Genomic DNA, 19,219 nt, shown 5'->3' on the forward strand with positions numbered 1-19,219 from the left:
GGCTTGAATCCCCTCGTTTACCGATAGATCAAAAAATCGCAGCCATCGGGCTGCGATTTTTTTTGCCTGTCAAACTACCAATCGCTCCAACGCCCCGCGCAACCCGACAGGAATCGCCACCGGCTGATTCGACGCCCGATCCACAAACACATGCACGAAGCGCCCCGCCGCGCAGGCTTCGTCTTCCCCGGCCTTGAACACTGCCAGCTCGTATTGCACCGAACTGTTGCCCAACTTGCCCACCCGCAAACCGATCTCGATCCGATCGGGGAAGGCAATGGAGGCAAAGTAATCGCAAGCCGAACTCACCACAAAGCCCACCACTTCACCGTCATGGATATCCAGACTGCCGACTTCGATCAGGTAGGTGTTCACCGTCGTGTCGAAGAAGCTGTAGTAAGTGACGTTGTTGACGTGACCATAAGCGTCGTTGTCGTGCCAGCGGGTGGTGATGGGTTGGAAGTGAGGGTAGTCGGTGCGTTGATTCATGGGAGCTTCCCGTTTCGAAAGATCGTTCCTACGCTCTGCGTGGGAATGCCTCAATGGACGCTCTGCGTCCGCAGTTGGGACGCAGAGCGTCCCGGGCTGCATTCCCACGCAGAGCGTGGGAACGATCACCCGCCGTAGAGTCTATCGCTGCGCAAACCCTTTACCCACCGCCGCCAACTCCCCAATTAACCGCGCCGGTTTCCACTGATCACCCTGCTTCGTCTCAAGCGCCAGCAACCGCTGGTGGATATCCGCCAGCCCTTGTTGATCCGCCCAGGCCATCGGCCCACCCTTGTCCGCCGGGAAGCCGTAGCCATTGAGGTACACCAGATCGATGTCGTGCGCCGACTCGGCGATTCCTTCCTGAAGAATCTTCGCCCCTTCATTGACCAGTGCCAGCAAACAGCGCTCAAGAATCTCCTCGGGGCTTATCTCGCGACGCTGGAACCCCAGCTCTTCGCTGACCTTCAGTACCAGCGCATCCACTTCCGGATCGTGCTCAGCCTGGCGACTGCCCGGTTCATAGTGGTAATACCCATTGCCACTCTTCTGGCCGAAACGACCCAATTCGCACAGACGATTGTCCACCTGAACCTCAGGCGCATCCTGCCCTTTGCCGGCCAGCTGCCGAGCACGCCACTCCAGATCGATGCCGACCACGTCGTACATGCAGAACGGCCCCATGGCGAAACCAAAACCTTGCAGCACCTCATCGACCTGATGTGGATAAGCGCCTTCGAGCAGCATCTTGCGCGCTTCAAGTACATACGGATGCAGCATGCGGTTGCCGATGAAACCATGGCAGTTGCCCGACACCACGCTGATCTTGCCCATGCGTTTGCCCAGCGCCAGGGCTGCCTCAAGCACCGCCGGTGAAGTCTGGGCACCGCGAACGATTTCCAGCAGTTTCATGATGTGCGCCGGGCTGAAGAAGTGCAGGCCCAGGACTTGTTCCGGACGGCGAGTGGCCGTGGCGATGGCATCGATATCCAGCGCCGAAGTATTGCTGGCCAACATCGCTTCAGGTTTGAGCAAACCGTCCAGTTCACGAAAGATTTTCTGCTTGAGTTCGAGGTTTTCGTACACCGCTTCGATCACCAGATCGACCTCGCGGATCGCCGCGTAGTCAGCAGCCGCCGTGACCCGCGCAATACGAGCGTCCGCCTCGGCCTGATCGATCCGTCCCTGACGCACATTGTGGGCGTAGGTGTCCGCCACGGTGGCCAGCGCCTGTTCAAGCATCTGTGGATTGTTATCGACCCACTGCACCGGGACGCCGGCGTTGGCCAGGCACATGACAATGCCACGGCCCATGGTGCCCGCGCCAATGACGGCGGCGCGCTGAATAGTGAACGATGTCTGGCTCATAGTTGTTGTTCTCTTATTGGCGATCCAAAGACAGCCTTCACCATAGTCAGCCACCGCGCATTTTTGAAATTTATTCCTGTGATGAGCAGCATTCAGCGGATGGATCTACGCCAGTAAATGCGCCTCGGCCCACTCCCGCACCTCGCCATACGGATAATCCTCCAGCGCCGCAAACCCGGGAATCGACCGTGCCTTGAGCTTGGTAAACAGCGGCACGCTGATACCGCATAAAAACCGTGTCACGCGCTCCGCCGACGGAACGTTGCCGGTGTGCTGCTCATGCCTGTGGATAAAATCACCGCACAACGCCTCGAAGTTTTTATCCACAAGCGCCGGCAACTCCGGCGGCGCAGGCAGTCGCGCCACGTCCCCGTGACATACCGAACAATGCCCGCACTGCTGCGGCGCGTTTTCATCGCCGAAGTACTCGGCCAGGCGATAACCCAGGCAATGGTCGGTGGCGAACAGATCCAGCATGGCGTGAATCCGCGCGATCTCGGTGCGCTCGTGCCGGGTGAAATAGGCGTGTAACTCGGCGCTCAGGGCCTGGCTGCTGAAGTCCGTTTGCAGCAGGCTATAGACCTCGGTCATCTGCTTGCTTTCGAGCTCGACCCAGCCCTTTTCCTGGAAATAATCCAGCGCCTTGACCACCCGATTGCGCTCAGCCTGATGCTGTTCATACAGTGCGTCGAAGTTCACCGTGGCCCAGGTCCGTGCGCGGCTTGAGGTCTGGATGATCGCCGCGACGAAGTCTTTGCGCTCACCCTCGAAGCGGGCCAGCAAGGCCTCGGGCTCCTGCAAGTACTTGAAGCGGTATTCAGCGTAATAGGCGTAACGCGGAGCGATGATCCCGCGCAGTTCCAACTGCACCAGTAAGGTCTTGAGCGGCAATTGTCGGATGTTGCTGTGGTCCGCCAGCGGCCCCAACAGAAACTCCCACTGCCCCTCGGGCGCGGCGGCTTGCAACTCGTCGAGCACGTAGCGGATGCCATCCCGCTCAGGCGTATCGCCGTAAACGAAGTTTTCCAGCACGTTGAGACTGTCGCGGTTGGCCAACACCAGGCAGTCGGATGGCTGCCCGTCACGCCCGGCGCGGCCGATTTCCTGGCTGTAGTTTTCGATCGATTTGGGCAGGTCGAAATGCACCACGTTGCGGATGTCGCTCTTGTCGATGCCCATGCCGAACGCGATGGTGGCAACGATGCAATTGGACTGCCCGCCCATGAACCGGCGCTGGATTGCTTCGCGTTGTTCATGGGGCAGACCGGCGTGATAGGCCTCGGCCTGAATGCCGTTGCGGGCCAGATGTTCGGCAATGTGCTCGGCGGTTTTCTGCAGGGTGACGTAGACGATGCTCGGCTGGTCGGGACGCTGACTCATCCATTCGACAAGGCGTCGTCGTTTGTCCTGACCGCGTACCGGCTCGACCAACAGATTGAGGTTCGGCCGATAGAAACCGGTGGTCACCACGTCTTCGGGGGCGATGGCGAACTTGGCCTCCATGTCAGCGATCACCTTGGGTGTTGCGGTGGCGGTCAGCAGTAGCGCCTGAGGGATGTTGAACTGGCGCTGATAGTCGGGGAGCTTGAGGTAGTCGGGACGGAAGTTGTGGCCCCATTCCGAGATACAGTGCGCCTCATCCACCACCAGCAACGAGATCGGCACTTGCTGCAAGAAATTGCGGAAACGCTCGTTCTTCAGGCGCTCCACCGAGATCATCAAAATCTTCAGCTCGCCTGACTTGGCCCGAGCCATCACGTCGCTGGCGTCATCGCGGCTCTGGGCCGAATCGATACTGCCCGCCGCAATGCCGTGGCGCTGCAAGAACGCCAACTGATCCTGCATCAACGCCAGCAGCGGCGAGACCACCAGCGTCAGGTGCGGTAGCAACAACGCCGGCAACTGATAACAAAGGGACTTGCCTGAACCGGTGGGGAAAATCGCCGCCGCCGAACGCCCGGCCAACACCGCGCTGATCGCCGCTTCCTGGCCGGGCCGAAACTGTGGATAACCGAAAACCTGTTCCAGGGTGTTGTGCATAAGCTGTCACTCCGTTGACCGCTGCGAAGCCCAAAGCCTAGCCGGCAAACGCAGCGAGTCGAGAAAAGGTCGGGACCAAAACGATACGGGATGATACAGCGTGTTGTCGGCGATCGTTCCCACGCGCCGCAAAGGAATGTAGCCCGTGACGCTCCGCATCACTGGACGCGGCGCGTCCCTTGAGGCATTCCCACGCGGGAGCGTGGGAACGATCAGTCAATTCCCTTTAAGCGTTGGACGGACGTTTCGAAACGTCCTACTGATTCTGGCGCGCCCCATACAGAGGTCTACCGCGTCGCGCCTGACAAGCCCGTAGGAAATTTGCCGTCGAAGAGTTTAGGCGTAAAAAACCTCGGGAAACGCGTAGGCCCGGTCCGAAAAGGCAGGTAAAACTCCTACAAAACCTGTCCATCGAAGCCGTATTGCCGCACGGCGTCGTGCCCTTCTATAGTCTGCGGCGCGGCTGAAAACAGTGTCTCGGCCTGCTGGGAGCCACCTCCCGATTTCGTACAGGACTCACCTAAATGCAAGACCGCTATCGCCCACTCAAAACCAGTTACAGCGAAACGCCTGTCCTCGTCATCGACACCGCGGCCAGCACCGGTGCCGTCCTCGATGCCGCTCAGCAACGCCTGCGCGCGGCCAGCGACTTACTCGAAACACTTTATTGCCTGTGCTTTAAACAAGCCGACGTGAAAGACATTCCTAATATAGTGAATGCGCTTTACTTATTGACCCAGGATGGCTGCGAACTTCTAGACATTGCAAAACAAAAAATAGAACAATAAGCCCACTCACACGCAACTTACAAATATAGAAACAACCAAGCACTTCAATACATAAGTAACACACGATAGCCTGCAAGCTCTTAAACCAATAAAGAGCAATACAATGACTACACTAACTATATTCTTCTGCGGCACCGGCTCGACCAAATTCGATAACCAAAACCCAACTTACTGGAATGGTGAACTGGTTTCGACACTGGCATCCCATCATGGTGGCCGGGAGTTTGCCGAATGGATCGTGGTCGATGGCCCCGGTACCAGCAACCTGCAAGCTGATGAACTGTTTACCCAATCCAAGGACTACGGCCTCAGCGGAACGTTGTTCGGCAAGGGCTGGGAAGAGAACGTAAAGCACGCCGTCAACATCATCAAAGGCCAGTGTGACTGGCAGCGTGAAAAACTGACCGAGACCGAATACAAACGCCTCAAGGCTGCCGGCATTCCAATTGAAGACGTGATCGTCGAAGGCTCTTGGCTGTGGCGTAAATATAACTACGGTGACCGCAGTGTGACCCAGCAAAAGTTGCAAGAACAAATCATTAAAACGTTTCGCAAGGACGGCGTTATTCCAACCAAGGTCAACTTGGTGGGTTGGAGCCGAGGCGGTATTAGTTGCCATATGCTGGCCAATGCCATGTTCAAGGACAGCGCACTGAAGAACATCCCGGTGAATATCTTTGCGATTGATCCGGTACCGGGCATCGGTAACTTTCAGGAGGACAAAGTAAAACTGAATGCTAACGTAAAAGAATACGTCGGCTTCTACGCCCGCGACGAGCGCTCCAAAGGCTTCAGCTGTGTCATCCCGCAAACGGCCACCGGCACCCGAACCCACATTTATCCCATGCCCGGCCGCCACGGCACGCTGGTCGGCAACGCCGCAGCAGATGGTGTCAGCGGCCCTAAAGCGCTGGCCGAACCCGGCCTGATCGTCCGCCACTTTGCCGAAGGGTGCCTGAAGCGTTGGGGCGTGCCGCTGAACAAAACCCTCAACCTGATCCCGGCCGACCTGCAGAACCACCACAACACCATGGCCAGCGCCGCCGCGAAGTACAAAGCGATGGAAAAGTGCTCGTACACCTACTTCACCGAGCTGGACCAGGGCGAGCGCTACGTTTCGCTGGGCAGCAATGGGGTCAAGTTCTCGGCAGTGAAAGGCACGATCTACGCGCCGGCGACCGGGCTGAACACTGGCCTGCTGGATGTGGCGTCGTATCAGCATATTGGTTAACTGATGGGCGCGGGGTTCGGCAATTTCTGATGAGAACGCGAGAAAACTGATGGCGGAAAAACGCGAGAAATTGCGTCGCAGAAAAGTCCTATAGAAATGGCCTAGCCGAGGTTCATCCCGGTCCTACAAGCGGGGACTCTTTGTCGGCTATCGCTGCCCGGCTGCTCACACCTATAGTCGGGCTGTCGCTGCCAATTCAGCGACTCGGGCTTGGTCACTCGACAAAGAGAGCGCACATTCCCAATTAAGTAGAGGTGTTCTTCAGTGACCGCATTAAATCCGTTTCCAAACCGCTACCGCCCCCTCCAAACCAACCTCACCGATTCCCCGCCCCTGATCATCGACACAGAGGCCAACCCCCAGGACATCCTCGAAGCCGCCCTCCAGCGCATCCGAGCGTCCAGCGATCTACTCAAAACCCTACATTGCCAATGCTTCAAAAACGGTGACGTGGAAGACATCCCGCATATCACCCACGCCCTCTACCTGCTGACCCAGGACGGTTGCGACCTGCTGAAAGTTGCTCAACAACGCATGATGAGCTGGAAAGCCCCCGCCTGAGGCCAGACGCACCCGGATCGTTCCCACGCTCTGCGTGGGAATGCCGCCATGGACGCTCCGCGTCCACTGTGACGCAGAGCGTCACGGGAGGCGTTACCACGCAGAGCGTGGGAAACAATCAAATGAACACAAAGCGTTAAAAGCCGTCATCGAACACTGGAGATAACCATGAGCAGGTTTTTTTATGAGCTAATGGAAAGCGTGCGACAAATGAACGAGATCGTACGGGGTGAACGCCAGCCTTCCCGCGAATTCCATGGTGATACGTGGAAGACCGTTCCCACGCCCAGCTTGGGAACGATCATCCTCGGCGAAGCATCAAAAATACAAATCTATCGACCAGACCGTTTGAGCTACACTTGGGCATTGCACAAAGAGGCAGATGTCATGAGCGAACTGACTTTTCAGCAAAAACAGGATTATTACGACAAGGTACGCCGTTCAAATTACTTGGCGAGTTTGCGTCTTGAAGGCTTCGACACTTCGCGTACCGATGCTGAAAAGCCGCTCCCAACGCGGGAGTCGGTACTCAACAAATATCGTCAGAATTCACGTTAATGGTGGATAAATACGGGGTCGGCCAAGACCCCTATTGCTACCCTGGTAGCGACGTTCTGCGTAACCTGCTCAACATTCATGATGAAGAGCAACTACAAAAAGCGGAGCGAGAACTCTCAGAAATCGCCGTCAGCAAACTCCGCCTCCTCCCCCCTCCGTACAACCTCAGCCTTTTACAGCATATTCATAATTCCTTGTTTTCCGATCTCTACGAATGGGCGGGACTGTTGAGGACAGTGAATATCCAGAAAGGAGACACTCTTTTCTGTACAGCAGACCGAATCGCCCCTGAAGCCGAGAAAATTTTTCGGGTCATGGAAAGTGCTGCTTGGTTCGTAGGCACCAGTAAAGCAGAGCTCGTCGCTAAAATTGCTGAAACGTACGGTGACCTAAATGTAATTCACCCTTTTCGCGAAGGTAACGGTCGAGCTCAACGAATCTTGTTTGAGCAGATCATCATTAATGCAGGATTTGCAGTTGACTGGTGGCTGATCAAAGACACCGCATGGGTTCCAGCGAATATCGATGCGGTAACGTGCGATTATCGTGGCCTCGAAGCTATCTTCGAACGTTGCATTGGCGATCAGTTGAATATGCCACCACCGCTGAGTTGACCATTCTGTCTGTGTATCGGATATGCCCTCTATGAACCTCGCCCCCAACTTCCCCGACGACCACACCATGCACCTGCTCATGCATCTGCTGCACGAAGAACTCGGCCTGCCCGAACGCAAAACCATCGGCCTTACCACCTCGATCAACTTCGACCTGGGTTGCGACGGCGCTGATGCGCGGCATTTGATGGAAGCACTGGAAGAACAATTTGGGATCGACTTCGTGGACTACGACGCCTATCGCTACTTCCAGCCCGAAGGCTTTGACGTATTCCTCAAGCGCCGCGCCAAAGGTCGCGGCGACAAAATCCCGCTGACCGTCGGAATGCTCTACCAAGCGATCAAGATGCAACGGTGGGATACGCAGCGATTGGAAGGCATCGAGCCACGCGCATAAGTTCCATTATTCTGGTCGTTTAGCGCCTGATCAGCTGGAATAATGGCAGTTGTGTGTTTGACGGTTTAAACCGAGCGCCCACAAAAAAGCCGCCCCAAAGGGCGGCTTTTTCATTCCATCAAACCAACGCTTACAACTTCGGCCCAGCAGCCTTGATCGCGTCGCTCACTTCAAACTTCTTGAAGTTCTCAACAAACAACCCGGCCAGTGCTTTAGCCGCTTCCTCGTAAGCAGCCTTGTCAGCCCAGGTGTTACGTGGGTTCAACAGGCCAGTCTCAACGCCCGGCACAGCCAAAGGCACGTCCAGGTTGATGGTGTCGAGGTGTTCGGTTTCAGCACCGATCAACGCGCCGCTCTGGATCGCTGCGATCACGCCGCGAGTAGTCGGGATGTTGAAGCGTTTGCCGACGCCGTAGCCGCCGCCGGTCCAGCCGGTGTTAACCAGGTAGACCTTGGAGCCGAAGCCGCGGATGCGTTTGATCAGCAGTTCTGCGTATTCGCCGGCCGGGCGCGGGAAGAACGGTGCGCCGAAGCAGGTGGAGAAAGTCGATTTGATGCCGCTGCCGGAACCCATTTCGGTCGAGCCCACCAGTGCGGTGTAGCCGGACAGGAAGTGGTAGGCCGCTTGTTCTTCGCTGAGGATCGACACTGGCGGCAGCACGCCGGTCAGGTCGCAGGTCAGGAAGATCACAGCGTTTGGCTCACCACCGAGGTTTTTCTCGGAACGCTTGGCAACGTGCTCCAGCGGGTAGGCTGCGCGGCTGTTCTGGGTCAGGCTGACATCAGTGTAATCGGCGTGCTTGGCGTCATCGATAACGACGTTTTCCAGGACTGCGCCGTGCTTGATGGCTTTCCAGATGACCGGCTCGTTCTTCTCGGACAGGTCGATGCACTTGGCGTAGCAGCCGCCTTCGATGTTGAAGACAACGCCTTCACCCCAGCCGTGCTCGTCGTCACCGATCAGGTAACGGCTTTCATCGGCGGACAAGGTGGTCTTGCCGGTGCCGGAAAGACCGAAGAACAGGGTCACGTCGCCCTCTTCGCCGATGTTGGCGGCGCAGTGCATTGGCAGCACGTCGGCAGCCGGCAGCAGGAAGTTCTGCACCGAGAACATGGCTTTCTTCATTTCACCGGCGTAACGCATGCCGGCGATCAGTACTTTCTTCTGAGCGAAGTTGAGGATCACGCAACCGTCGGAGTTGGTGCCGTCACGCTCTGGCACGCACTCGAAGTTGGCAACGTTGAGCACTTGCCACTCATCACGGCCAGCCGGGTTGTACTTTTGCGGGTTGATGAACAGGCAACGGCCGAACAGGTTCTGCCAGGCAGTCTGGGTGGTCATCTTCACGGCCAGGTAGTGGTCTTCAGCCGCACCTACATGCACGTGGGAAACGAAATGCTCTTGCGCGTTGTTGAACGCCTCGACGCGAGCCCACAGGGCGTCGAACTTGTCGGCCGGGAACTTGCGGTTGATCGGGCCCCAGGCAATGGCTGCCTGGGTGGAAGGCTCTTCTACGATGAAACGATCGACTGGCGAGCGACCGGTACGGTGACCAGTGCGAACAACCAGCGCGCCGGTATCGGCAAGCTCGCCCTCACCGCGACTCAGGGCTTCTTTTACCAGATCATCAACACTCAGATCGGTGTACACGGCGTTATTGGCTTGCGTCATGAGATTCCCCGTCGGCCAGTGGCCGAGTGTGCTCCAAACGTTTTGTAGTAGAAAGTCGTGCACTACTACCGCGACAAAAAGTGGGCCGGATTATGCCAGAAACGCCCAAAAATAGTAGGGCCCTCCCGTCGTAACGGCGTTATTCCGGCGTTACGCAGTGAATTTACCTGCGCTGAACCGTTTTAGTGCCGGGTATCTGACGGCGTATCGACACCCGCACCAGCGAACAATTGAGTGATATCCGCGGCATCAAACAGGTAGCGCTGGTTGCAGAACTGGCAATCGATCTCGATGTGGCCGCCGTGTTCGATCACCAGCGACTGGGCATCTTCCAGACCCAAGCTGACCAGCGCATTGGCAGAACGTTCGCGAGAGCAGCTGCAACGGAAGCGCAGTTTCTGCACATCGAACAGACGAACCTGCTCTTCGTGGTAGAGGCGATGGAGTACGGTTTCGTTGTCCAGGCTCAGCAATTCATCGGCGGTCAGGGTGCTGCCCAGCGCGGTGATGTGCTGCCAGCTGGCGGCGCGTTCTTCTTCGTCTTTCAGACGGTCGGCGGGCAGTTGCTGCAGCAGCAGGCCACGGGCGCGACGACCATCGGCGTACAGCCAGAAACGCGTACCGACTTGTTGGGACATCACGAAGTAGTTAGTGAAGCACTCCGACAGGGTTTCGCCATCGAGGTCGACGATGCCCTGGTAACGCTGGCCCTGGGTCGGGTCGACGGTCAGCGCCAGCACGCCATCGGGCATCAGGTCGGCGAGGGTCGCGTCAGGGGCGATCTGGTCGGCTTCGTATCGGGCCAGGCCACGGATTTCGCGCTCGCTGGAGCACTCGATCATCAGCAGCGGGATCGGGCCTTCGGAACGGGCCTGGAGAATCAGCAAGCCATCGAACTTCAAGGTGCCGACCAACAACGACGCCGCCGCCATCAGCTCGCCGAGCAGTTGTGCAACCGGCTCCGGGTACGGGTGTTTAGCAAGGACTTCGGCGTAGCTACGCTCCAACGCAACCAGCTCGCCGCGGGTGTCGCTGTCATCAAAGATGAAGCGTTGGGTGTAGTCGGTATCCGGTAAATCGGTCATAGGTCTGGGTATCTGAAGTAATAACAAAATGATTTCAAAAGTGAAAATTGCGCCTCAGCAGCACCCTTTCGGTGCGCGATGTTCAGCCATGGGAGGCATTTTATGAACAATCCGGGTTTGTTCCAAGCAAGGTGGAACGTACGCTGGTTGGCTTATGCACTTTTTGCCTCTGAATGCTGGCCTTCTGGTTATGGCCTACGGGTCAGAAACTGTGTGTGTTTTTCGACGAATGGCTGTTTCTCAGGTAACGCAGAAGCAACTGACTTACTCGTCGTTGCTGCTTCCACGAAACTTGAACAAATCCCGTCGCTGCTTCTTGCTCGGTTTGCCATCGGTGCTCACGCCCAGTGAACCGGCCTTACGCATGGCCGCAGCCGCCTCGCGCTTGGCGATGCTGGCTTCGGTTTCGGCGTAGAGCGCCTGAGCCTCTGGCGCGCCTCGGCGTACGATCGATAACGCCTGAACCACCACCGTGCGCTCCTCGAACCCTGCGCGAATCTGAAACTCGTCGCCGATCCTCGGTTCCTTGCCCGGTTTACAGCGCTCGCCCCGGCAATGCACCTTGCCGCTCTCTATCGCCGCTTTGGCCAAGGCGCGTGTTTTATAAAAACGCGCGGCCCACAACCATTTATCGAGACGGACCTTGTCGTCCTCTTCCTGTTTTTGTGCCACTGGAATTCCTCTCTCGGTGAATACTCGGAACTGTACTACCGTTTCTGTCGGGCGCAAGAACTCGGCCCTCCAGATAGAATGTGATCTTGGCCGGCTCACCGGCATGGAGTGATCGAGTGACAATATTTCCATCTTCATTGACCTCGCCCAAGGGCGGTTGCCAGGGTTGCCAGCAAAGCGAGCCGCTGGGCTTCGATTTTTCCTTTGCTTACCAACCGATCGTTGATTTGCGAGATCAGTCGATTTTCGCCCATGAGGCACTCGTGCGCGGTGTAAAGGGTGAGGGTGCACTGTCGGTTCTCGATCAGATCACCGAGGACAACCGCTACCGCTTCGACCAGCTCTGTCGGACTCGAGCCATTGAAGGCGCGGCGAATCTAGGGATGCAGACGCATCTGTCGATCAACTTCATGCCCAACGCGGTGTACCGCCCGGAACTGTGTATTCGAAGCACGCTGGAAGCCGCGAAAAAACACAACTTCCCCATCGATCGGCTGATTTTCGAAACACTGGAAAGCCAGCACGTAGATAACTATCGCCATTTGACCAATATTCTGCGTGAATACCGCGAATTCGGCTTCAAGACCGCCATCGACGATTTCGGCGCGGGCTACTCGGGGCTCAATCTGCTTGCTGATTTCCAACCGGACCTGATCAAACTCGACATGGCACTGATCCGCGATGTCGACCGCGATCGTGTTCGTCAGGCTATCGTTCGAGGGATTGTCACAATCTGTGCGGAGCTGAACGTTACAGTCATTGCCGAAGGGATCGAAAGCGCCGGAGAACGGGATTTCCTGGCGGACTGTGGAATTTTTCTGATGCAGGGTTACTGGTTCGCCAAGCCTGCATTCAAAGCGTTGGCCCAGGTAACGCCTGGGACCTGGACGCGTTAATCGCCGGTTTTTCCTATTGAAGACATTTGACCATTTGACCGTTGTCGGTCTGCGCGAGTGGGTGGCGCTCCCGGATTTGGGAGTCGCTGGCCTGCGCGCAAAAATCGACACCGGCGCCAGCACCTCCAGCCTGCATGCGACCGATATCGAGCCATTCGAGCGCGACGGCGAACAGTGGGTGCGCTTTACTGCGCACTTGGGCACGGTGGTGCAACTGCGTCACCGGCGCTGCGAAGCACCGCTGGTGACAATGAAAACTATCAAAAGCTCTAACGGTCACGCGCAGATGCGTTACGTGGTCAGCACCACCCTGGCCCTCGGTGATCGGGTCTGGCGGGTCGAGTTCACCCTCGCCTGCCGCAAGTCCATGCGTTATCGCCTGTTACTCGGTTCCAAAGCCTTGATCGACGGCCAGTTGGTGGTCAATCCGGGCATTAAATACGTACAAGACAAGCCGGTGTTCCCGGTATCTACCTTCTCCACAGGTGTTGCATGAAGATCGCTGTGCTGTCGCGGAACCCGCGTCTGTATTCCACTCGTCGTCTGGTCGAAGCCGGTACCGAGCGTGGCCATGAAATGGTGGTGATCGACACCCTGCGCGCGTACATGAACATCGCCAGCCACAAGCCGCAGATCCACTACCGCGGCAAGCCGCTGGAAGGTTTCGATGCGGTGATCCCGCGGATCGGCGCGTCGGTGACGTTTTATGGCTGCGCGGTGTTGCGCCAGTTCGAAATGATGGGCGTTTTTCCACTCAACGAATCGGTGGCCATCGCCCGATCGCGGGACAAACTGCGGTCCCTGCAATTGCTGTCGCGCCGGGGAATTGGTTTGCCGGTCACTGGTTTTGCGCACTCCCCGGACGACATTCCCGACTTGATAGAGATGGTCAACGGCGCGCCGCTGGTGATCAAGGTGCTGGAAGGCACTCAGGGCATTGGCGTGGTGATGTGTGAAACGGCGACGGCGGCGGAGTCGGTGATCGAGGCGTTCATGGGCCTGAAGCAGAACATCATGGTTCAGGAGTACATCAAGGAAGCCGGCGGGGCGGACATTCGCTGCTTCGTGGTGGGCGACAAGGTGATCGCGGCGATGAAGCGCCAGGCCAAGCCTGGGGAGTTTCGCTCCAACCTGCATCGTGGTGGCACCGCCAGCCTGATCAAGATCACGCCGGAAGAACGCATGACGGCATTGCGTGCGGCGAAGGTGATGGGTTTGGCGGTGGCGGGCGTGGACATCCTGCGTTCCAATCATGGCCCGCTGGTGATGGAAGTGAATTCGTCGCCGGGACTGGAAGGGATTGAAACCACCACGAGCAAGAATGTGGCGGGGATCATCATTGAGCATCTGGAGAAGAATGGTGGGCCGAATATGACGCGAACCAAAGGCAAGGGCTAAAGCTGACTCGGTGATCGTTCCCACGCTCTGCGTGGGAATGCAGCCCGGGACGCTCCGCGTCCCCTCCAGAGCCGAACGCGGAGCGTCCGAAGAGGCATTCCCACGCAGAGCGTGGGAACGATCGAGTTAGACCGCATCCCTCGGCAGCATCAACCCAAGCGGCAACCGCACCCGAGCTTCCAGCCCGCCACCAGACCGATTTCGCAGCTCAACATTCCCACCATGCATCGAAGCAATCCGCTTCACGATCGCCAAGCCCAACCCTGTCCCCTTGCCACCCCGGGCACGATCACCACGAGTAAACGGGTTGAAGATCGCCTCCAGCTCCGACGGATCAATCCCCGCCCCACGGTCCATGACACTCAGCACCACATACGGCGCGCTGGTATCCCCGGACACATAAGCCGCCACCTCAACCCCGCTGCCAGCGTGATGCAAGGCGTTGCCGATCAGGTTGTTCAGCAACCGCTTCATCGACACCCGACGCAACGGAAACGGCTGAATCGGCTCAAGACGCAGACGCACTTTCTCTTCGTTCTGGTTGTATGGCGCCGCGACTTCGCGCACCAGATCGCTCAGGTCCACCTCTTCCACCGACTCGTCGCGGCCATCACGGATAAACGCCAGGAACTGGTCGAGAATCGCGTCCATGTCTTCGATGTCGCGGACCATGTCGTCTGTCAGGTCGCTATGGTCGCCCATCAACTCCAGAGACAGCCGCAAACGGGTCAAGGGTGTGCGCAAGTCATGGGAGACCCCGGCGAGCATCAGTTCGCGCTCGCGACCAGCCTGTTCGACGTCTTCGGCCATCTGGTTGAAGGCGCGATAGACCTCGGCCATTTCACTCGGCGTGTCGCTGATCGGCAGGCGCACACTGCGGCCCTGGCCGAGTTGCCGCGCGGCATACACCAGACGTTTCAACGGTTGATTGAGCTGGCTGACGAAAATCCATGCCGACGCAGTGGACAGCAAGCCAATGGCGAGGAACCAGCCGAGCACGTTCCAGATTTTCTGGCCGCGCAACGGATGTGGGTAAAGCGGCACTTTCAGCCAGCCATCACCCAGGCTTGGCGCCCGCACCCACAGCGCCGGCGGGGAATGCATGCGTAATCGGACTTCGGTGTCGGCCCCCAGCTCCGCCTGCATCTGCCGCTGGTAGATCTCGCTGTAAGGCCAGTGTTGTTCGCCTTCCGGCACGCCAGCGCCCACTACCCGGATCAGGGTCGCGGCATCGGCAATCTTGGCGCGGTTTTCTTCATCGGCCGCCCAGTAAGCACGCAGCGTCAGGGCGACGCCGTGGCTGTATTGGCGGTCCACCAGCACGTCTTCGTTCATCAACAGATAAACCAGGGTCAACGCCTTGGAAAACAGGACGACGATCAGCACCAGCCAAAGGGTGCGGGCGAAAAAACTCTGGGGGAACCAAACGGGGGTTTTCATGGATAACCGCTACACACTTGCAGGAGCGAGCGATGCTCGCATATTGCGGATCGCGAGTCTGCGGACAAGGTCATCTGACCCGTTGCCCGCAAGACCCGCTCCTACAAATCACCGATCACTTGGTGGCGGCGCCATCCGGAACGAACACGTAACCCACGCCCCAGACTGTCTGGATGTAACGCGGCTTGGATGGATCGGGCTCGATCATCCGGCGCAGACGCGAGATTTGCACGTCGATGGACCGCTCCAGGGCATCCCACTCGCGGCCACGGGCCAGGTTCATCAGCTTGTCGCGGGTCAGTGGCTGGCGGGCGTTCATCACCAATGCCTTGAGCACCGCAAACTCACCGGTGGTGAGCATGTGCACTTCGTCGCCGCGCTTGAGTTCGCGGGTGGCCAGGGACAGTTCATAGTCACCGAAGGTCACGCTTTCGTCTTCGCTGCCCGGAGCACCCGGCACTGGCGCTGCCTGACGACGCAGGACCGCTTTGACGCGAGCCATCAGCTCATCCGGGTTGAACGGCTTGGCCAGGTAATCGTCGGCGCCCAGTTCGAGGCCCTTGATGCGGCTCAGCTCATCGCCTTTGGCGGTCAGCATGATGATTGGAATCTGGTTGTTCGCGGTGCGCAGGCGGCGGCAGGCGGTCAAGCCGTCTTCACCGGGCAGCATCAGGTCGAGGACGACCAGGTTGAACACTTCACGTGCCAGGAGGCGATCCATTTGTTCAGTGTTCGGCACGGCGCGGGCGCGGTAGCCCTTGCTGACGAAAAAGCGTTCCAACAGGCTGCTGAGCCCTGGATCGTCGTCAACAATAAGAATTTTTTCGCCTTCAGCAATGTTTGCAGTGCTGCTCATTAGATGCTCCTTTGATCTCGGCGCGCATTATGGCGTAGCTGCCGTTATACGCACCGTGTGCATTGTTAGCAGATTTTTCCTTCATCGCCAGAAATCCGGCCTTTCTGCCTACAGCCTGCGATGCCCCCGAATGACAGAACGCTGGTTATAATGCGCGGCCTTTTGTGTCAGGCAACGTCTGATCATTGCTGCGAGTGGCCGATATTTATTTTCACGGTCGCGGCAGTAATTGTTCGATTTCACGGGTCAACGGAATGCCTGTTGATCCAGGTAGCGGCGCAGGCCAGGCCGCTCAACCAGACTCGCCGAGCCCTTATCTCTGCGCCTGCGAGCCTGCTTTCACAATTTGTCAGGTGGTTTTATGGACAGCATCAACAGCCGCATCGCCGAGGAACTCGGCGTCCGCCCACAACAGGTCGAAGCGGCCGTCGCGCTACTCGATGAAGGCTCCACGGTGCCCTTCATCGCCCGTTACCGGAAAGAAGTGACCGGCAGCCTCGATGACATCCAGTTGCGTCATCTGGAAGAGCGTCTGCGCTACCTGCGAGAACTCGACGAACGGCGTATCAGCATCCTTGCCAGCATTCAGGAGCAAGGCAAGCTGACCCCGCAACTTGAACGCGACATCAAACTCGCCGACACCAAAACCCGCCTCGAAGACTTGTACCTGCCGTACAAGCAGAAGCGCCGCACCAAGGGCCAGATCGCCCTGGAAGCCGACCTCGGCGAGCTGGCCGACGGCCTGTTCAACGACCCGACCCTGACGCCCGATGCTGAAGCCGCGCGCTTCGTCGACACCGAAAAAGGCGTGGCCGACGTGAAGGCGGCCCTCGAAGGCGCCAAGTACATCCTCATGGAGCGCTTCGCCGAAGACGCCGGCTTGCTCGACAAACTGCGCAGCTACCTCAAGCAGGAAGCCACTCTGAGTGCCCGCGTCATCGCTGGCAAAGAAGAGGAAGGCGCCAAGTTCCGCGACTATTTCGAACACGATGAACCACTGAAAAGCATGCCGTCGCACCGCGCGCTCGCCATTTTCCGCGGTCGCAACGAAGGCATTCTGAGTTCTGCGCTGAAAGTCGGCGACGAACTGCCGGGCACCATGCACCCGTGCGAAGGCATGATCGGCCAGCAATTCGGCATCCAGAACCAGAACCGCGCTGCCGACAAATGGCTGGGCGAAGTGGTGCGCTGGACCTGGAAGGTCAAGCTCTACACCCACCTGGAAACCGACCTGCTGGGCGAACTGCGCGATGGCGCGGAAACCGAAGCAATCAACGTGTTTGCGCACAACCTGCACGACTTGCTGCTGTCGGCACCGGCCGGGCCGCGCGCCACGCTGGGCCTAGACCCGGGTCTGCGCACCGGATGCAAGGTCGCCGTGGTCGATTCCACCGGCAAGCTGCTGGATCACGCCACGGTTTACCCGCACGTGCCGCACAACAAATGGGATCAGACCCTCGCCGTGCTCGCCGCCCTGTGCGCCAAGCATGCAGTGGACCTGATCGCCATCGGCAACGGCACCGCCAGCCGCGAAACCGACAAGCTAGCCGCTGAACTGATCAAAAAATACCCAGCCATGAAGATGACCAAAGTCATGGTCTCCGAAGCCGGTGCATCGGTTTACTCGGCGTCGGAACTGGCTTCCAAGGAATTTCCGGACCTCGACGTGTCGATCCGTGGCGCGGTATCGATTGCCCGTCGCCTGCAGGATCCACTGGCCGAGCTGGTGAAGATCGATCCGAAATCCATCGGCGTCGGCCAGTACCAGCACGACGTGTCGCAGCTGAAACTGGCGCGCGGCCTGGACGCCGTGGTCGAAGACTGCGTAAACGCCGTGGGCGTCGACGTCAACACTGCCTCCGTGGCGCTGCTGGCCCGTATCTCCGGCCTCAACGCGACCCTGGCGCAGAACATTGTCAGCCACCGCGACGAGCACGGCGCGTTCAAAACCCGTGCAGCGTTGAAAAAAGTCGCGCGTCTGGGCGAAAAAACCTTCGAACAGGCTGCCGGTTTCCTGCGCGTGATGAACGGCGATAACCCACTGGATTCGTCCGCGGTTCACCCGGAAGCCTATCCGCTGGTCCAGCGCATCGCCGCTGAGACCGACCGTGATATTCGCTCGCTGATCGGCGATGCCAGCTTTCTCAAGCGCCTCGATCCGAAGAAGTACACCGACGAGACGTTCGGTCTGCCAACGGTCACCGACATTCTGCAAGAGCTGGAAAAACCTGGCCGCGATCCACGTCCTGAGTTCAAGACCGCCGAGTTCCAGGAAGGTGTCGAAGACCTCAAGGACCTGCAACTGGGCATGATCCTCGAAGGCGTGGTCACCAACGTGACCAACTTTGGCGCGTTCGTCGACATCGGCGTGCATCAAGACGGTTTGGTGCACATCTCCGCGCTTTCGGAGAAGTTCATCAAAGATCCGCGTGAAGCGGTGAAGGCCGGTGACGTGGTGAAAGTGAAAGTCATGGAAGTCGACATTCCACGCAAACGCGTGGGCCTGTCGATGCGCATGAGCGACACCCCGGGCGAGAAAATCGACGGCGCACGTGGCGCGCGTCCGGGTTCGGCTCCCCGCCAATCCCAGAACACCGCACCGCGTAAAGAAACCACGGCGGCGGCTCCGGCCAACAACGCCATGGCTTCGCTGTTCGCCAACGCCAAGCAGCTGAAGAAACGCTGATGGACATCCCTGCCGGGCTGTCCGAAAGCGCTTTTTTCAAGCTGCTGGGGTGTCGCTTGCACAGCCTGGAAACCGGGGTGGCGCAAGTCGCCCTGGCTCTGGAGCCGCCATTGCGCAACCGCGCCGGCAAGCTGCACGGCGGGGCCTTGTTCAGTCTGGTGGACATTGCCATGGGGCTGGCCTGTTCCAGCACCCACGGCTTTGACCAGCAGAGTGCGACCATCGAGTGCAAGATCAACTACATTCGCGCCGTTTCTGACGGTGAAGTGATGTGTACGGCGCGGGTCATTCACCCGGGCCGCCGCACGTTGGTGGTCGAAGCCGACGTGATGCAGGGCGACAAACTGGTCGCAAAAGCACAAGGCACGTTCGCTGTCCTGTAGCTAGTGGTCATCAATTTGAGTTAATTTCGGCGCTACGAAAGCTGCGCCGGAGTTTTCCGTGCGCGACAGCCAGATTCAGGGATGG

At 58.3% G+C, this 19,219-nt stretch carries 19 protein-coding genes and 2 pseudogenes; 13 read left to right on the forward strand and 8 right to left on the reverse strand.

All coding sequences use genetic code 11. From position 1 onward, the window contains the following. Positions 1-69 precede the first annotated feature (69 nt). From ACYZT5_RS23200 to ACYZT5_RS23210, 3 genes are all read right to left on the reverse strand, one after another. Positions 70-489, reverse strand: a complete 420-nt coding sequence (locus ACYZT5_RS23200) for an acyl-CoA thioesterase (RefSeq protein WP_462047566.1) — start codon at positions 487-489, stop codon at positions 70-72. A gap of 141 nt (positions 490-630) precedes the next feature. Then, positions 631-1,857 carry a 3-hydroxyacyl-CoA dehydrogenase gene (locus ACYZT5_RS23205; RefSeq protein ID WP_462047567.1) on the reverse strand — a complete coding sequence of 409 codons (1,227 nt, stop codon included), beginning with the start codon at positions 1,855-1,857 and terminating at the stop codon, positions 631-633. Positions 1,858-1,962: 105 nt separating this feature from the next. After that, positions 1,963-3,897 (reverse strand): RecQ family ATP-dependent DNA helicase, encoded by a 1,935-nt coding sequence (locus tag ACYZT5_RS23210; RefSeq protein ID WP_462047568.1) that lies wholly within the window; start codon positions 3,895-3,897, stop codon positions 1,963-1,965. Between the two features lie 524 nt (positions 3,898-4,421). Here ACYZT5_RS23210 and ACYZT5_RS23215 point away from each other — a divergent pair. The 7 genes and pseudogenes from ACYZT5_RS23215 to ACYZT5_RS23245 all read left to right on the forward strand — a co-directional run bounded on the left by ACYZT5_RS23215 (position 4,422) and on the right by ACYZT5_RS23245 (position 8,046). Next, positions 4,422-4,685, forward strand: coding sequence for a hypothetical protein (locus ACYZT5_RS23215; protein WP_462047569.1), 264 nt, complete (start codon positions 4,422-4,424; stop codon positions 4,683-4,685). Positions 4,686-4,788: 103 nt separating this feature from the next. Continuing rightward, a complete protein-coding gene (locus tag ACYZT5_RS23220; RefSeq protein WP_462047570.1) occupies positions 4,789-5,916 on the forward strand; it encodes a hypothetical protein in 1,128 nt (375 codons plus the stop codon). A 264-nt stretch (positions 5,917-6,180) separates the two neighbouring features. After that, positions 6,181-6,477: a hypothetical protein gene (locus tag ACYZT5_RS23225; RefSeq protein ID WP_462047571.1), complete on the forward strand. Its 297-nt coding sequence runs from the start codon at positions 6,181-6,183 to the stop codon at positions 6,475-6,477. Positions 6,478-6,645: 168 nt separating this feature from the next. Further along, a pseudogene (locus ACYZT5_RS23230) lies at positions 6,646-6,741 on the forward strand (transcriptional regulator); the annotation flags it as partial. A 123-nt stretch (positions 6,742-6,864) separates the two neighbouring features. Then, positions 6,865-7,035 (forward strand): YhfG family protein, encoded by a 171-nt coding sequence (locus ACYZT5_RS23235; RefSeq protein WP_462052299.1) that lies wholly within the window; start codon positions 6,865-6,867, stop codon positions 7,033-7,035. Beyond that, positions 7,035-7,649 (forward strand): putative adenosine monophosphate-protein transferase Fic, encoded by a 615-nt coding sequence (locus tag ACYZT5_RS23240; RefSeq protein WP_462047572.1) that lies wholly within the window; start codon positions 7,035-7,037, stop codon positions 7,647-7,649. Before ACYZT5_RS23235 ends, ACYZT5_RS23240 begins: the two co-directional genes overlap by 1 nt. A gap of 31 nt (positions 7,650-7,680) precedes the next feature. Next, positions 7,681-8,046, forward strand: coding sequence for a DUF1493 family protein (locus tag ACYZT5_RS23245; RefSeq protein WP_462047573.1), 366 nt, complete (start codon positions 7,681-7,683; stop codon positions 8,044-8,046). 130 nt (positions 8,047-8,176) lie between these two features. Here ACYZT5_RS23245 and ACYZT5_RS23250 read toward each other — a convergent pair whose 3' ends face one another. Continuing rightward, positions 8,177-9,718: a phosphoenolpyruvate carboxykinase gene (locus ACYZT5_RS23250; RefSeq protein ID WP_462047574.1), complete on the reverse strand. Its 1,542-nt coding sequence runs from the start codon at positions 9,716-9,718 to the stop codon at positions 8,177-8,179. A gap of 182 nt (positions 9,719-9,900) precedes the next feature. Beyond that, complete coding sequence (hslO, locus tag ACYZT5_RS23255; RefSeq protein WP_462047575.1) at positions 9,901-10,803, reverse strand: Hsp33 family molecular chaperone HslO; 903 nt, start codon at positions 10,801-10,803, stop codon at positions 9,901-9,903. A gap of 102 nt (positions 10,804-10,905) precedes the next feature. On the opposite strand from hslO, the pseudogene ACYZT5_RS23260 reads away from it, so the two are divergent. Then, positions 10,906-11,042, forward strand: a pseudogene (locus ACYZT5_RS23260) (phosphatase PAP2 family protein); the annotation flags it as partial. A gap of 25 nt (positions 11,043-11,067) precedes the next feature. Here ACYZT5_RS23260 and ACYZT5_RS23265 read toward each other — a convergent pair. After that, positions 11,068-11,475 carry an RNA-binding S4 domain-containing protein gene (locus ACYZT5_RS23265; RefSeq protein ID WP_149631725.1) on the reverse strand — a complete coding sequence of 136 codons (408 nt, stop codon included), beginning with the start codon at positions 11,473-11,475 and terminating at the stop codon, positions 11,068-11,070. A gap of 116 nt (positions 11,476-11,591) precedes the next feature. On the opposite strand from ACYZT5_RS23265, the gene rimA reads away from it, so the two are divergent. The 3 genes from rimA to rimK are packed head-to-tail and all read left to right on the forward strand — an operon-like array spanning position 11,592 to position 13,769. Continuing rightward, positions 11,592-12,371: a S6 modification regulatory phosphodiesterase RimA gene (gene rimA / locus ACYZT5_RS23270; protein WP_462047576.1), complete on the forward strand. Its 780-nt coding sequence runs from the start codon at positions 11,592-11,594 to the stop codon at positions 12,369-12,371. A gap of 16 nt (positions 12,372-12,387) precedes the next feature. Further along, a complete protein-coding gene (gene rimB, locus ACYZT5_RS23275) occupies positions 12,388-12,867 on the forward strand; it encodes a retropepsin-like aspartic endopeptidase RimB (protein WP_074872557.1) in 480 nt (159 codons plus the stop codon). Next, positions 12,864-13,769: a 30S ribosomal protein S6--L-glutamate ligase gene (gene rimK / locus ACYZT5_RS23280; RefSeq protein WP_134419496.1), complete on the forward strand. Its 906-nt coding sequence runs from the start codon at positions 12,864-12,866 to the stop codon at positions 13,767-13,769. The genes rimB and rimK overlap by 4 nt, the downstream gene beginning before the upstream one ends. 126 nt (positions 13,770-13,895) lie before the next feature. On the opposite strand, the gene ACYZT5_RS23285 is transcribed toward rimK, so the two are convergent. Continuing rightward, positions 13,896-15,209, reverse strand: a complete 1,314-nt coding sequence (locus ACYZT5_RS23285; RefSeq protein ID WP_462047577.1) for an ATP-binding protein — start codon at positions 15,207-15,209, stop codon at positions 13,896-13,898. A gap of 115 nt (positions 15,210-15,324) precedes the next feature. Then, a complete protein-coding gene (ompR, locus tag ACYZT5_RS23290; RefSeq protein ID WP_007903084.1) occupies positions 15,325-16,065 on the reverse strand; it encodes an osmolarity response regulator transcription factor OmpR in 741 nt (246 codons plus the stop codon). 361 nt (positions 16,066-16,426) lie between these two features. Here ompR and ACYZT5_RS23295 point away from each other — a divergent pair, with 361 nt between their 5' ends. Further along, positions 16,427-18,751, forward strand: a complete 2,325-nt coding sequence (locus ACYZT5_RS23295; protein WP_462047578.1) for a Tex family protein — start codon at positions 16,427-16,429, stop codon at positions 18,749-18,751. Continuing rightward, positions 18,751-19,134 (forward strand): PaaI family thioesterase, encoded by a 384-nt coding sequence (locus tag ACYZT5_RS23300; RefSeq protein ID WP_462047579.1) that lies wholly within the window; start codon positions 18,751-18,753, stop codon positions 19,132-19,134. The genes ACYZT5_RS23295 and ACYZT5_RS23300 overlap by 1 nt, the downstream gene beginning before the upstream one ends. The last annotated feature ends 85 nt before the right edge of the window (positions 19,135-19,219 follow it).

The sequence above is a fragment of the Pseudomonas sp. LB3P14 genome (assembly GCF_054898045.1).